Below are 14,895 nucleotides of genomic sequence, written 5' to 3'. Positions count from 1 at the left end.
CACACCGAACCAGACACCACTGTTTGTCACTTCACAGGAAGCACCACCACTATGTTCATCTACCGTGCCCGAGTCTTCGACACACCCACCGACCCCTTCGCCGGAGGTGAGCTGCGCTCCGATGCGGACCTCGCGCTCGTCGTCGACGACGGCCTCATCATCGCCCGCACCGACTATCCGAGCGCGGTGGCAGCCCATCCCGACGCCGAGGTGATCGACTTGCGCTCCGGAGTGCTCATCCCCGGCCTCGTCGACACCCACGTCCACTACCCGCAGATCCGCGCCATCGGCTACCTCGGCAAACCCCTGCTCGAATGGCTCGACCACTGCGCCCTGCCCGAGGAGGCCAAGCTCGGCGACGAGGCCTATGCGCAGACCCTGGCCGGCGAATTCCTCACCGGACTGACGTCGGCAGGGACCACCTCGGCGATGGTCTTCGGTTCGCATTTCGCCACTGCCGTCGACGCGCTGTTCTCCCAAGCCGCCGAGGCGGGTCTGCGGATCACGTCGGGCCTGGTCACCAGTGACCGGATCCTCCCGGAAGAACTGCTGACGAGCGTGGAGCGGTCGGTGTCCGAGAGTCAGGGCCTCATCGACCGCTGGCACGGCAAAGGCCACCTCCGGTATGCGCTCACCCCGCGCTTCTCCTTCTCCGCCGGGCAGGAGCTGTTGGCCGCCGGTGGGCAGGTGGTGGCTGATAACCCGGGTATCTGGGTCACCTCTCACCTCAACGAGAACCATGACGAGATCGCCGGTGTGGCCGAGATGTTTCCCGAAGCACGCGACTATCTCGACACCTACGACCGGGCCGGTCTGCTGGGCCGGCGCACGATCATGGCCCACAATGTCCACCCCAGCGACCGTGAACTGGCTCGAATGGCCGAGGTCGGGGCCGCCTCGGCGCACTGTCCGACCTCGAATTCGAACCTGGCGAGCGGATTCTTCCCGCTGCGTCGGCACATCGAAGCTGGGGTGCGCGTCGCGCTCGGCTCCGACGTGGGCGCGGGAACAGGGTTCTCCCTGCTCAAGGAGGGCGTCCAGGCCTACTTCATGCAGCAGCTCGACCCCTCGGGAGGCCTGCCGCTGAGCTCAGCGCACCTGCTGCACCTGGCCACAGCCGCCGGCGCCGAGGCGCTCGATCTCAGCGACGATGTGGGCGACCTGTCCGTGGGCAAACGCTTCGACGCCGCCTATATCTCACCCGCCGCGGGCCAGCCCCTGGCGGTGGGGCTCGAACACGCCAGCAGCGACGAGGACGCACTGGCGAAGATCTTCGCCATGGGGACACCGGCCGACATCACCCGCGTGTGGGTCGATGGAGGCCTCGTCAAAGGCTGACGCAGGCGCGCTGGGCTCCGCCCGCGCCGCCTTTATGAATCTCAGCAACCCTTCGGTCGCTGAGCAACCTCGCTACGGGGTGCTCAGCGACCGAAGGGTTGCTTTCGTCGTCGTGCGGTGCGGGCAGTGTGCGGAGAACTTTGCGGCGGGGGTTGACTCCGGCTCGCGAGCCTGCTTATGCTTGATTTCATCAAACGGAAATACAATTCCACGATACGAAAACAATGGAAACCCGGACTCGCAGAGACGCGAAGGAGAATCCCATGACGACATTCGATTTCACCAATGCCGACAGCTACATCCTCAACTGCTCCACCCTGCTCACCGAGCTGCCCGTCATGGACCGGGCCCAGGCGGCCAAGGATGCCGGCTTCAGCCAGGTCGAATTCTGGTGGCCCTTCGACGGCAACCCGACCCCCACCTCGGCGGAGGTCGACGAATTCATCGCCTCGCTCGACAAGGCCGGCGTCGAGCTCAAGGGACTGAACTTCTGGGCCGGCAACATGGCCGGCGGAGACCGCGGCATGGTCTCGATCAAGGGCGCAGAGGCCGACTTCGCGGCCAACGTCGATATCGTCGTCGAGATCGGCCGCCGCACCGGCTGCCGCGCCTTCAACGCCCTCTACGGCCTGCGCACCGAGGGACAAACCCCCGAGGAGCAGGACGAGGTCGCGATCGAGAACCTCAAGCTCGCGTCGGACGCCGTCGGCGCCATCGACGGCACAGTCCTCGTCGAGCCCGTCTCCGGCGCCGAGGCCTACCCGCTCAAGACAGCGTCCGACGCCGCAGGCGTGGTCGAGAAGGCTCGCGCCCAGGGCGTGACCAACATCGCAGTCCTCGCCGACTTCTTCCACATGTCGATCAACGGTGACGACGTCGCCGCGGTCATCGAGGCCGACGCAGCGAGGTTCGGACACATCCAGATCGCTGACGCCGCCGGCCGCGGAGCCCCCGGCACCGGAGAGCTGCCCCTGCAGGACTGGATCAACCGCTCCTACGAACTCGGCTACACCGGCCAGATCGCCCTCGAATACAAGCAGGATCGCGCCACCGCATTCGAGTGGCTCGCGAACTGAAGCCCCAACACGTTCCAGGCGGCGCACGAGCGCAGACCGCCCACGACCACACATCTGCAAAGGATATGAACATGAGCAGGACAATCGCATTCATCGGACTCGGAATCATGGGTCTGCCGATGGCCAAGAACCTCGTCACCGCCGGCTTCACCGTCCGCGGCTTCAACCGGACACCCGCGAAAGCTGCGGAACTCGAGAAGGCCGGCGGCCAGGCCGCAGGCACCATCGCCGAGGCGGTCGACGGTGCCGATGTCATCATCACCATGGTCCCGGACTCCCCGGACGTCGAAGACGTGCTGACCGGCGAGGAGGGCATCCTCGCCCACGCGAAATCCGGTGCCTACTGGATCGACAACTCGACGATCCGTCCCGACGTCGCAAAGAACCTCTCCGCCCAGGCCGCCCAGAAGGGACTCAAGCCCCTCGACGCACCCGTCTCCGGCGGCGAGGCCGGAGCGATCAACGGCGCGCTGTCGATCATGGTCGGAGGCGACAGGGGCGACTTCGATGCCGTGAGCGATGTCTTCGATGCGGTCGGCAAGACCATCGTCCTCGTCGGACCTGCGGGCTCGGGGCAGACCGTCAAGGCCGCGAATCAGCTCATCGTCGCCGGCAACATCGAACTCCTGGCCGAGGCCGTCGTCTTCCTCGAGGCCTACGGCGTCGAGACCGACTCGGCGCTGCAGGTCCTCGGCGGGGGACTGGCTGGTTCGAAGGTGCTCGACCAGAAGGGGCAGAAGATGCTCGACCGTTCCTTCGACCCCGGCTTCCGCCTGGAGCTGCACCACAAGGACATGGGCATCGTCACCGCCGCCGCCCGCGAGGCCGGTGTCTCGATCCCACTCGGATCGGCCGTCGCGCAGCTTGTCGCCTCGACAGTCCAACAGGGCAACGGAGGACTCGACCACTCGGGGCTCTTCACCGTCGTCGAGCAGCTCTCGGGCAAGAATCAGAGCTGAAGCCAACCCACAAACAGGGCGGGGCCCTCGGCATTGCGACACCGAGGGCCTTCTCCCACCACGAACCGGGCCGGCGACAACGTCGTCGCCGGCCCACCCGCCTCAGTCCGCTCGCGGGCCACTGAACTCGGTCCGCTCCGATGCGGACTCGCTGACACGAAGGAAGAACAATGACACGTATGCGCGCAGTTGACGCGGTGGTGCTCATCCTCGAAAAGGAAGGCGCCACAGAAACATTCGGCTTGCCGGGTGCGGCCATCAACCCGCTGTACTCGGCGATGAGGGCCCACGGCGGAATCCGCCACACACTGGCCCGCCACGTCGAAGGCGCCTCGCACATGGCCGACGGATACACGCGAGCGAAGGCCGGGAACATCGGCGTCTGCCTCGGCACGTCGGGGCCTGCCGGCACCGACATGATCACCGGGCTCTACGCCGCCGCCGCGGACTCGCAGCCCATCCTGTGCATCACCGGACAGGCCCCCGTCGCAGTCCTCGACAAGGAGGACTTCCAGGCCGTGGACATCGCCTCGATCGCGAAGCCGGTGACCAAGATGGCCAAGACCGTCCTCGAGGCCGGACAGGTTCCCGGCGTCTTCCAGTCGGCCTTCCAGCTGATGCGCTCGGCCCGGCCGGGTCCGGTCCTCATCGATCTGCCGATCGACGTCCAGCAGACCGAAATCGACTTCGACATCGACACCTACGAACCGTTGGTGCCATCGAAGCCTGCGGCCACCTCGGCGCAGGCGGAGAAGATCCTCGACCTCATCGCCGCCGCGTCGCACCCGCTGATCATCGCCGGCGGCGGCATCCTCAATGCCGATGCGGCGGACAAGCTCGTCGAATTCGCCGAGGCGACCTCGATCCCGGTCTCACCGACCCTGATGGGCTGGGGCACGATTCCGGACAACCATCCGCTGCAGGCGGGCATGGTCGGCATCCAGACCCATGTGCGCTACGGCAATGCCTCGTTCCTCGAATCCGACCTGGTCATCGGCATCGGCAACCGCTGGGCCAACCGCCACACCGGTGACCTGGGCGTCTACCGCGAGGGACGGAAGTTCGTCCACATCGACATCGAACCCACGCAGATCGGACGTGTGTTCTCACCCGACTACGGCGTCGTCTCCGACGCCGGTGCCGCCCTCGACGCGCTGCTGGTCGCTGCTCGCGGTCGCGGCGGCGCGAGCCTGCCCGACTTCACCGGCTGGGCCGGCGAATGCACGCAGCGCAAGTCCACCGAGCACCGCAAGACCAACTACACGGACATGCCGATCAAGCCGCAGCGGGTCTACCAGGAGATGAACTCCACGTTCGGTGACGACGTGACCTATGTGTCGACGATCGGCCTGAGTCAGATCGCCGGTGCCCAGATGCTCCACGTATATAAGCCCCGCCACTGGATCAACGCTGGTCAGGCGGGTCCCCTGGGCTGGACCGGACCGGCTGCGTTGGGCGTGGCGAAGGCCAAGTCGGAGGAGACCGTGGTCGCCCTGTCCGGTGACTACGACTTCCAGTTCATGCTCGAGGAGCTGGCCGTCGGTGCCCAGCATCAGATCCCGTACCTGCACGTCGTCGTCAACAACTCCTACCTGGGTCTGATTCGGCAGTCGCAGCGAGGCTTCGACATGGACTACGAGGTGTCGCTGGCCTTCGACAACATCAACTCCTCGGGCGGAGCTGCGGGCTACGGCGTAGACCATGTGGCCGTTGCGCAGGGACTGGGATGCAAAGCGCTGCGCGTCGAAGATCCCGAACTCATCGGTGAGGGACTGCGGGTGGGCAAGGAGCTCATGGATGAGCATCAGGTCCCCGTCGTCGTCGAGATCATCCTCGAGCGCATCACGAACATCTCGATGGGTGCCTCGCTGGATGCGATCAACGAGTTCGACGTCCTCGCTCAGACCCCGGCCGACGCGCCCACCGCGCTGACCCCGATGAGCGAGCTCGCCGCAGCGAAGTAGACGTCCGGCCGACCGGGTCCGATGTCGGCCACGTCACAATTGGTATACCATGGCCCCGAGGGTGTCGGACACACGAATCCGATCCCCTCGGGGGCTTCTATGACATGCTCGGCGAGATGCGTCGGAGCGAATGAGGAGGATGTATGAACGTCGATGGCGGCGGAGCACAGGCCACCGACCAGGGCTTTGACCTGGTCATCCGAGCCCAGCGGGCAGTTCTGCCCGATGGCGTGGGCGCGGCCGAGGTCGGTGTGCGCGACGGCACGATCGTCGAGATCGCCACCGCGGGGGCAACACTGAACGGGACCACCTCGGCGAACGCGAAGGTCGTCGATGTCGACGAGAATCAGGTGCTGCTGCCCGGTCTCGTCGATTCGCATGTCCACGTCAACGATCCCGGTCGCAGCGAATGGGAGGGCTTCTCCAGCGCCACCCGAGCCGCAGCTGCCGGAGGCGTGACGACGATCGTCGACATGCCGCTGAACTCCCTGCCGCCCACGGTCAACGTCGAATCGTTGGACATCAAGCGCGAAGTCGCAGAGCCCAAAGCCTTCGTCGATGTCGGCTTCTGGGGCGGCGCGATCCCCGGCAACACCACGGACCTCAAGCCCCTCTTCGACGCCGGAGTCTATGGCTTCAAGTGCTTCCTCGAGGACTCGGGTGTGGAGGAGTTCCCACCCTTGGAGCCCGAGGAGCTGCGCACCGATATGGCCGAGCTGGCGAAATACGACGGTCTGCTCATCGTCCACGCCGAGGATCATTCGGTGATGGCGGAGGCGCCGAAGAACTCGGGCCGCAAGTTCAGCGACTTCCTCGCCTCCCGCCCCCGTGAGGCGGAGAATGTCGCGATCGCCCGCGTCATCGACGCCGCCCGGGAGACCGGTGCCCGTGCGCACATTCTCCATCTGTCATCGGCCGATGCGCTCCCGCAGATCGCGGAGGCCAAGGCCGAGGGTGTGAAGCTCACTGTCGAGACCTGCCCGCACTATCTCGTGTTCACTGCCGAGGAGATTCCGGACGGGGCGACCACGCACAAGTGCTGCCCGCCGATCCGCGAAGAATCCAATCGGGAGGCACTGTGGCAGGGGCTCGTCGACGGCACGATCGACTGCGTCGTCTCCGATCACTCGCCCTCGACGGCCGAACTCAAGCTCATCGACACCGGTGATTTCGGCGCCGCGTGGGGTGGCATCTCCTCCCTGCAGCTGGGCCTCTCACTGATGTGGACCGAGGCCGCGAAGCGGGGCATCGACCTCGCCGAGGTGGTGGCCTGGATGTCCTCGGCCCCCGCCGCAGTCGCCGGAGTGGCGGACAAGGGCGCGATCGCCCTCGGCAACGACGCGGATTTCGCAGTCTTCGCCCCAGATGAGGAGTGGACGGTCGCCGCCGCCGACCTGTATCACCGCAACCAGATCAGCGCCTACGACGCCCGTGCCGTCCGCGGCCGCGTCACGGAGACCATTCTCCGCGGCGCCCCCGTGAACTTCGACGAGCCCCAGGGCCGCCTGCTGCGCGCTCGCTGAGGTGCGCTGGCACCCTAAAATCTCCCCGACGTCACTAATTGTGCCCGGCGCCGCCCGCGATTAGTGACGTCGGGGAGATTTAGTGTCTGCTCGAAGAAATTCAGCGGCGGCTTCATCCACAGGGTTATCCACAGTTTTGTCGACACCATGGCGAATGATGCTGTTTGTTGCCATTATCTGTTGTATGTATTCGATCATGACGACGGCGCGATTGCTTCGCTCGGGATTCACCAAGCGCGAGCTGGCGCGGGCTGAAAAGTGTTGTGTCCAGAGGATAGCTCGAGGTCGGTACGCTGTTGAGCGCACGTGTCGCGCACCCGAGCACGCGACCATCTGGGCAGCAGTGAGTGAGGGGAGTGCTGAGCAGTTTGAGACATTCAACGATCGCCGCGATTCCGAGCAGAATCTCAAGGCACTCATCCGTGCACGGGCAGAGAAGGTCAACGAGGAGTATTCCTCTGATCCGGCCGGTGCCGTTCGAGAGACGTTCTCGCACCTCTCCGCTGCTCTGATACACGGACTCCCGCTTGCTGGCATTCCAGATCCGCGAGTTGAGATTCTGCGGCCTGGTGCTGCCCGTAAGCATCGTCATCTTCGGGTGCGGAATGCCGCTTTGCCGTCAGCGCACGTGACCGCGGTGGGTATCTACCGCGTGACCACTGTTGAGAGGACATTGGTCGACGTCGCGTTGACCTATGATTTGGCAACCGCGGTGACGATGATCGATGACGTTCTTCACAACTGCGTGACCGACGTCGATTCGATCGAACGGATCTTTGCAGAGTGTGGTCAAGCTCGTGCCCAGCTCAGGGCGCGGAGCGCTTTTGACCTGGCGGACGATCGGCGGGAATCGCCGGCGGAAACGATAGCCGCGGTGAGGCTCTTCGAGTCGGGAATCGGAGGGTTCGAACCTCAGGTAGAGTTCAAAGATGATTTCGGTCGCGTGTGGGCCCGGGTCGACTTCTGCCACCGAGGGTCAAAAGTGATCATCGAGGTCGATGGACTCGGGAAGTATTCGATGGGGACCAGGACACCACGGCAGGCTCTCGAAGCTGAGAAGAATCGTGACGCTCGATTGATGGCACAAGGCTATCGGGTGATCCACCTGACCTGGCGCCAGTTGTTCTCCGTGGGGCCGTTTGAAGACATCAAACGTGTCGTCGCAGAACGAGCCATTGCACGCTAAGGCTCCCCGACGTCACTATATGCGGGCGGCGCCGGGCGCAATTAGTGACGTCGGGGTGGCTGAGGGGAGGGTGTGAGACCTCAGGCGCCGAGCTTCTCGCGGAGGCGGGCGACGTGACCCTCGGCGTCGACGTTGTACTCGACGTCGGAGAGAGCGCCGTCTTCGTCGATGACGAAGGTTGAGCGCAGGGTGCCCTCGAAGGTGTTGCCGTTGATCGTCTTCTCGCCGAATGACCCGTAGGCCTTTGCCAGTTCCGCACCCGGATCGGAGAGCAGCGGGAAGGTCAGCTGCTGATCATCCGTGAACGCCTGCAGCGCCTCGGCATCATCGGGGGAGACGCCGATGACCTGGAATCCGGCTGCGGCCAGGGACGAGAGGTTGTCGCGGAAGTCGCAGGCCTCGGTCGTGCAGCCGGGTGTTGCGGCCTTCGGGTAGAAATAGAGGATAACCTTCTTTCCGGCGAAGTCCGCCTTCGAGTAGGTCTGTCCGCTGGCATCGGCCAGGGAGAAATCCGGTGCGCTCTGTCCGACTTCGAGTTGTGTGCTCATGATGATGCATCCTTTCGTAGGTGACTGCTTGTGCTGGTGGTGGTCAGTTCTGATGCGCGCCCGCGCCCGCGCCCGCGCCCGCGTCCACGAGCGCGCACGCGTGAGCGGCGGTGGCTTCGATGAGCTCCTCGGCGCGCTCGGAGAGTTCGGCGAGATCGGCCGGGCCAGGCGCGATCGACAGCGCGGCCGTGATGCCGGCGGCGCGGCATTCGGCGGGGCTGAGCGCGACGCGGCCGGCGATGACGATGATCCTCGCCGAGGCGGGGGCGTAGTCGCGTACGGCCGCGACGACCTTGCCGCCCAAGGACTGGGTATCGAGGGAGCCTTCGCCCGTGAGTACGATGTCGGCGGCGGCCAGGGCCTCGGTCAGGCCCACCGCCTCGGCGACCATCGTCGACCCGGGCACCACCTCGGCGCCCAGCAGACTCGTCAGAGCCAGAGGGATTCCGCCGGCGGCACCGAAGCCCGGCGTTGCCGCAACTGACGACGCTTCAGAGGCCGAGGCGGCGAGCACCTCGGCGAGGTGGGCCAGTCCGGAGTCGAGGACCGCAACGGATGCGGCGTCGGCGCCCTTCTGAGGGCCGAAGACCGCGGCGGCGCCACGGGGGCCGGTGAGCGGATTATCGACGTCGACGGCGATGCGCCAGCGGACCTCGCGGGCACGTGGGTCCAGCGCGGAATCATCGACGTTGGCCAGGGCCGACAGTCCGCCGCCACCGGGGGCGATGGGCGCACCGGAGGGGTCGGTGAAGGCCGCGCCCAGGGCCGAGGCGATGCCGACGCCGCCATCGGTGCTCGCCGAGCCGCCGATGCACAGCAGGATCTCTTCGACTCCCTGGTCCAGGACGTGGCGGGCGATCAGTCCTACCCCATAGGTATCGGCGCGCTCGGGCGCGAGGGCGACGTCGGAGACCTGGGGGAGACCGTTGGCCTGAGCCGCTTCGATGACCGCGGTCTTCCCGTCGGCGGAGATGCCGAACAGGGCCGTCGTCGGCCGGCCCAGGGCATCGACGACCTCGACCGAACGGGCCGGGGTGTCCCACACGGCCAACAGGGCGTCGAGGGTTCCCTCACCGCCGTCGGCGAAGGGCAGATCGGTGATCTGCGAGTCGGGGAACACTTGGCGGGCACCGCGGGCGAGGGCGGCGGCAGCGGCGGGGGCGCCGGCCGAACCCTTGAAGGAATCGGGCACGCAGACGATCGTGGGTGCTTCCATGCTCATGACGTCATTCAACCTCATTGTCGAGAAAACGATGGCCAAGTGCCCAGAACGCGGACTGCGCGAGGGACTCTGCCACCATTATCCGCTTTGTGGAATAACTTTTCCAAATCCGGACAGACGGCGCCACCGGAATCGACCGTGAAATTTGACTTAGCGCGGACCTGGGGTCAAACTCGAAGCAGTTAAATGGAAATAATCTTCCGTGATGTGAAACACAATCTCAGTGCTTGAGCATCTCGATTTTCTCAGGAGGTCAATGTGGACCTAGGCGAGTTCAATCAGCTGTCGAGCGATGATGCCCGCGCGAGCCTGCGCCCGTGCCTGGACGTCGACCGGTGGATCGACGGGGTTGTCGCCGCGCGGCCGTTCTCCAGCGTCGAAGCCGCCCTCGAGGCAGCCCGCACCAGCGCCGCGCCACTGACCGATGACGAGATCAATCAGGCCATGTCCCACCATCCCCGGATCGGTGAGAAGGCCAAAGGCTCGTCCGCCGAGGCGGCCCATTCTTCCCGTGAGCAGGCGGGCCTGGGTGCCCTCGACGGCAGTGTCCAGGACCGTCTCGCCGCAGGCAACGCCGCCTACGAGGAGCGCTTCGACCGCGTCTTCCTCATCCGTGCTGCAGGACGCGACCCCGAAGAGATCCTCGCCGAACTCGAACGCCGCATGACCAACACCGACACCGCTGAACTCGCCGAGGTGGGCGAGCAGCTGATCCAGATCGCCACGTTAAGACTCGAAGGAATCCTCGCATGAGCTTCATCTCCGCCCACGCACTCGACTCCACGCTCGGCACTCCCGCCGCCGACCTCGAGGTCACGCTCTACTCCGGCACCGAGGTGCTCGCCAACGCCCGCACCGACGGCAACGGTCGTGTCTCGGAATTCGGACCGGACCACCTCGGCGCCGGTGATTATCGGATCGTATTCGGTACCGGTGCCTACTTCGAGGCCCAGGGGCAGGATCATTTCCACCCTCAGGTGACGATCGACTTCACGGTCAAGGCGGGCGAGGCGCACTATCACATACCATTGTTGCTGAGTCCGTTCGCCTACAGCACCTACCGGGGAAGCTGAGCGGACGGCACCACCCACACGACATCAGGGGAAGCAGGCCCCCTTACAGGATCATGATCCTCAACAAACCGCCGAAGTTCGCCGGGCGAGTCGTCCGGCAACCTCGCAAATCAATTGGTCGCAGCGGCCAGGACAGGCTCGGCGACGAGTGTGTCGCGGTCGCTGGTTTCAGCAACAGGAGCAAGAAGATGAGCAAGGTGAAACTGACAACGAATCAGTACGGCAAGGCGGAGAACCGTCTGATGAGGGTCTACCGTGACTCCGAACGTCACGAGATCCGCGACCTCAACGTCACCTCCCAGCTGTGGGGCGACTTCGAGACCGCCCACACCGAGGGCAACAACGAGCACGTCGTCGCCACCGACACCCAGAAGAACACGGTCTTCGCCAAGGCCAAGGAACTCGGCGTGAGCTCACCCGAGCAGTTCCTCCTGGGCCTCGGCGATCACTTCGCCTCGAGCTTCGACTGGGTCACCGGCGGACGTTGGGCGGCAGAGGAATACGGCTGGTCGCGCATCAACGACCACAACCACTCGTTCTACAAGTCTGCGCCCGAGACTCGCACCGCAGTGCTGACCCGCGACGGTGACGCGACCACGCTGATCTCCGGTTTCTACGGACTCACCGTGCTCAAGACAACGGAATCGGGTTTCGTGGGCTACCCGAAGGACAAGTACACGACCCTGCCGGAGACCGACGACCGGATTCTGGCCACCGACATCGCGACCCGTTGGATCTACAACACCACGGAGCTCGACTTCGAGGGCGTGTACACGCGTGTCAAGGAGATCATCCTCGATTCGTTCACCGACCACTACTCGCATGCCCTGCAGCACACCCTGTACCAGATGGGTGAGAAGGTCATCGACGCCGTGCCGGAGATCGACGAGATCCGCTTCTCCTGCCCGAACAAACACCACTTCCTCTACGACATCGAGCGCTTCGGCCTGGAGAACCCGAACGAAGTGCTCATCGTCGCAGATCGCCCCTACGGGCTGATCGAGGCCACCTTCACCCGCGACGGGGTGGAGGAATCCAAGGAAGCCTGGGCGCAGATCGCCGGCTTCTGCTGATAAATACCGCAGTCGGGTCCACGGGGAACACCTCCCCGTGGACCCGACGTGTTTGAGAGGGGCAACTATGACCCAGAACACAACCTCGGCGATCCCGAGGGGAACAGGTGACGAAGAGGTCGACGAATGGCTCGAGTCCTGGGAGGGACTCGTCAGTCAGCGTGGAACCCTGCGTGCCAGCGAGATCATGGAGGCGCTGCGTCAGCGTGCCGCCTCGAACTCCGTCGCCCAGCCCAAGGTCACGACCACGGACTACGTCAACACCATTCCGGCGGACCAGGAACCGGCCTACCCCGGTGACGAGCGCCTCGAGCGCAAGTACCGCAAATGGCTGCGCTGGAATGCCGCGATGCTCGTCCACCGAGCCCAGCGACCGGAGATCTCGGTCGGCGGTCACATCTCGACCTATGCGGGAGCCGCGACGCTGTACGAGATCGGGTTCAACAACTTCTTCCGCGGCCAGAACCATCCCGGCGGCGGCGATCAGGTCTTCTTCCAGGGCCACGCCTCACCCGGCATGTACGCCAGGGCATACCTCGAGAACCGGCTGAGCGACAAGCAGCTCGACGGCTTCCGGCAGGAGGCCTCGAAGGCCCCCAACGGCTTGAGCTCCTATCCTCACCCCCGCCTCATGCCCGACTTCTGGCAGTTCCCGACCGTGTCGATGGGTCTGGGCCCGATCAACTCGATCTACCAGGCGCAGATGAACCGCTACCTGCACAACCGCGGCATCAAGGACACCTCCGACCAGCGCGTCTGGGCATTCCTCGGTGACGGAGAGATGGACGAGCCCGAATCACGCGGGGCACTTCAACTGGCCGCGAACGAGGGGCTGGACAACCTCACCTACGTCATCAACTGCAACCTGCAGCGCCTCGACGGGCCGGTGCGCGGCAACGGCAAGATCGTCCAGGAGCTCGAAGCGGTCTTCACCGGTGCCGGCTGGAACGTCATCAAGGTCCTCTGGGGCCGCGAATGGGACTCTCTGCTCGACGCCGACCATACCGGTGATCTGGTCCGGATCATGAACGAGACCCTCGACGGCGACTATCAGACCTTCAAGGCCGAGTCCGGCGGATTCATCCGCGACAACTTCTTCGGCCGCTCGCCGGAGACGAAGGGCCTCGTCGAGCACCTGTCCGATGACGACATCTGGAACCTCAAACGCGGCGGCCACGACTACCACAAGGTCTTCGCCGCCTACCAGCAGGCCGTGAACACCACCGGCAAGCCGACCGTGATCCTCGTTCAGACGGTCAAGGGCTACGGCCTGGGCACGACCTTCGAGTCGCGCAACGCCACCCACCAGATGAAGAAGTTCACCGCCGCCGACGTCAAGGCCTTCCGCGACCGGATGGACATTCCGATCACCGACAAGGTCATCGACGACGACCCCTACGCGGTGCCCTACTACCATCCGGGCAACGACGCCGAAGAAGTCCAGTACATGCTGGAGAAGCGGAAGTCACTCGGCGGGTTCCTGCCCAACCGCAAGCTCGAGAACAGCAAGAAGACCCTGCCTGCGGTGTCCGACAAGGCGTTCTCGCAGACGAAGAAGGGCTCGGGCCAGCAGCAGGCGGCGACCACGATGGCATTCGTGCGACTGCTCAAGGACCTCATGCGGGAGAAGGGGGTCGGCAACCGGATCGTGCCCATCATCCCTGACGAGGCACGCACGTTCGGCATCGACGCGTTCTTCCCGACCGCGAAGATCTACAACCCGAACGGGCAGAACTACCTGGCAGTCGACCGCGAACTGTTCCTGTCCTACAAGGAGGCGACCTCGGGACAGCTGCTCCACGTGGGCATCAACGAGGCCGGTGCCGCAGCCGGATTCACCGCCGCCGGAACCTCGTACTCGACGCACGGCGAGCCGATGATCCCGATCTACGTCTTCTACTCGATGTTCGGGTTCCAGCGCACCGGCGACGCCTTCTGGGCCGCCGGTGACCAGATGACCCGCGGGTTCATCATCGGCGCCACCGCCGGACGCACGACGCTGACCGGTGAGGGCCTCCAGCACGCTGATGGTCACTCGCCTGTGCTGGCCGCGACCAACCCGGCCGTGCGGATCTACGACCCGGCCTACGGGTACGAGATCGGGCACATCATGCGCGATGGTCTGCACCGCATGTACGGCGAGCACGACCTCGGCGACGACGCCCGCAACGTCATGTACTACCTGACCGTGTACAACGAGCCGATGCTCCAGCCGGCAGAGCCGGAGAACGTCGACGTCGATGGGATCCTGCGTGGGATCCATCGGGTGGCCGAAGCAGGAGTGGGCACCGGCACCGAGGCGGATGCCGGCGATCGTCCGCAGGCTCAGCTGCTCGCATCGGGGGTTGCCGTCCCGTGGGCTCTTGAGGCTCGTGGTCTGCTGGCCCAGGAGTGGGGAGTGGATGCGGCTGTCTGGTCGGTCACCTCGTGGGCCGAGCTGCGCCGCGACGGTCTGAAGTGCGAGGCCGAGAAGCTCGAGAACTTCGAGGCCGAACCGCGCGTGCCCTATGTGCGCGAGCGGTTGGGCTCGCAAGCGGGGCCGATCGTGGCCACGAGCGACTTCGACTCCACCCAGCCGGACCTCATCCGACCCTTCCTCAGCCAGGACTTCGCGACCCTGGGTGCCGACGGCTTCGGATTCTCCGACACCCGCGCCGCTGCCAGGCGTCACTTCAAGATCGACGCCCACTCGATGGTCGTCCGTACCCTGCAGCTGCTGGCCGACCGGGGCGAGATCGAGCGTTCGGTGCCGGTCGAGGCGGCGAAGAGGTACCGACTGGACGACGTCAACGCGGGAACCTCGGGCGCTGCCGGAGGTGACTCCTAGGTTCGACCATTGAAGCGTGAGCCACAAGGGGATAGCGTGATGACCTGACGCCGCAGGATCGACAGTCGGTCATCTGCTGATCAATGGAGAACGCAAGCAGAAGGGC

12 protein-coding genes are annotated in these 14,895 nt (G+C 65.2%); 10 read left to right on the top strand and 2 right to left on the bottom strand.

Features of this window, described 5'->3' with window-relative positions:
• Positions 1 to 51: 51 nt before the first annotated feature.
• From guaD to BLT92_RS04440, 6 genes are all read left to right on the top strand, one after another.
• On the top strand, positions 52 to 1,338 hold the full coding sequence (gene guaD / locus BLT92_RS04465; protein ID WP_092103527.1) for a guanine deaminase: 1,287 nt from the start codon (positions 52 to 54) through the stop codon (positions 1,336 to 1,338).
• Positions 1,339 to 1,601: 263 nt separating this feature from the next.
• Positions 1,602 to 2,414 carry a hydroxypyruvate isomerase family protein gene (locus tag BLT92_RS04460; protein ID WP_092103526.1) on the top strand — a complete coding sequence of 271 codons (813 nt, stop codon included), beginning with the start codon at positions 1,602 to 1,604 and terminating at the stop codon, positions 2,412 to 2,414.
• Between the two features lie 71 nt (positions 2,415 to 2,485).
• On the top strand, positions 2,486 to 3,373 hold the full coding sequence (locus BLT92_RS04455) for a 2-hydroxy-3-oxopropionate reductase (RefSeq protein WP_092103524.1): 888 nt from the start codon (positions 2,486 to 2,488) through the stop codon (positions 3,371 to 3,373).
• 170 nt (positions 3,374 to 3,543) lie between these two features.
• A complete protein-coding gene (gcl, locus tag BLT92_RS04450) occupies positions 3,544 to 5,337 on the top strand; it encodes a glyoxylate carboligase (RefSeq protein WP_092103522.1) in 1,794 nt (597 codons plus the stop codon).
• A 143-nt stretch (positions 5,338 to 5,480) separates the two neighbouring features.
• A complete protein-coding gene (gene allB, locus BLT92_RS04445) occupies positions 5,481 to 6,860 on the top strand; it encodes an allantoinase AllB (RefSeq protein WP_092103520.1) in 1,380 nt (459 codons plus the stop codon).
• A 184-nt stretch (positions 6,861 to 7,044) separates the two neighbouring features.
• Positions 7,045 to 8,046 (top strand): PDDEXK family nuclease, encoded by a 1,002-nt coding sequence (locus BLT92_RS04440; RefSeq protein ID WP_092103518.1) that lies wholly within the window; start codon positions 7,045 to 7,047, stop codon positions 8,044 to 8,046.
• 80 nt (positions 8,047 to 8,126) lie between these two features.
• On the opposite strand, the gene bcp is transcribed toward BLT92_RS04440, so the two are convergent.
• Positions 8,127 to 8,594, bottom strand: a complete 468-nt coding sequence (gene bcp / locus BLT92_RS04435) for a thioredoxin-dependent thiol peroxidase (RefSeq protein ID WP_092103516.1) — start codon at positions 8,592 to 8,594, stop codon at positions 8,127 to 8,129.
• A 43-nt stretch (positions 8,595 to 8,637) separates the two neighbouring features.
• Positions 8,638 to 9,810 carry a glycerate kinase gene (locus BLT92_RS04430; RefSeq protein WP_092108783.1) on the bottom strand — a complete coding sequence of 391 codons (1,173 nt, stop codon included), beginning with the start codon at positions 9,808 to 9,810 and terminating at the stop codon, positions 8,638 to 8,640.
• Positions 9,811 to 10,074: 264 nt separating this feature from the next.
• Between BLT92_RS04430 and uraD the strand changes: the two genes are divergently transcribed.
• The 4 genes from uraD to aceE all read left to right on the top strand — a co-directional run bounded on the left by uraD (position 10,075) and on the right by aceE (position 14,789).
• Positions 10,075 to 10,569 (top strand): 2-oxo-4-hydroxy-4-carboxy-5-ureidoimidazoline decarboxylase, encoded by a 495-nt coding sequence (gene uraD, locus BLT92_RS04425; RefSeq protein WP_092103514.1) that lies wholly within the window; start codon positions 10,075 to 10,077, stop codon positions 10,567 to 10,569.
• Positions 10,566 to 10,889 carry a hydroxyisourate hydrolase gene (uraH, locus tag BLT92_RS04420; RefSeq protein ID WP_092103512.1) on the top strand — a complete coding sequence of 108 codons (324 nt, stop codon included), beginning with the start codon at positions 10,566 to 10,568 and terminating at the stop codon, positions 10,887 to 10,889. Before uraD ends, uraH begins: the two co-directional genes overlap by 4 nt.
• Positions 10,890 to 11,077: 188 nt before the next feature.
• Positions 11,078 to 11,962, top strand: a complete 885-nt coding sequence (gene pucL, locus BLT92_RS04415) for a factor-independent urate hydroxylase (RefSeq protein ID WP_092108781.1) — start codon at positions 11,078 to 11,080, stop codon at positions 11,960 to 11,962.
• Between the two features lie 67 nt (positions 11,963 to 12,029).
• Positions 12,030 to 14,789: a pyruvate dehydrogenase (acetyl-transferring), homodimeric type gene (gene aceE / locus BLT92_RS04410; protein ID WP_092103510.1), complete on the top strand. Its 2,760-nt coding sequence runs from the start codon at positions 12,030 to 12,032 to the stop codon at positions 14,787 to 14,789.
• The last annotated feature ends 106 nt before the right edge of the window (positions 14,790 to 14,895 follow it).

It is taken from the genome of Brevibacterium picturae, assembly GCF_900105045.1.
In the GTDB taxonomy this organism is placed as follows: domain Bacteria; phylum Actinomycetota; class Actinomycetes; order Actinomycetales; family Brevibacteriaceae; genus Brevibacterium; species Brevibacterium picturae.
This window is presented reverse-complemented; position numbering and strand designations above follow the sequence as displayed.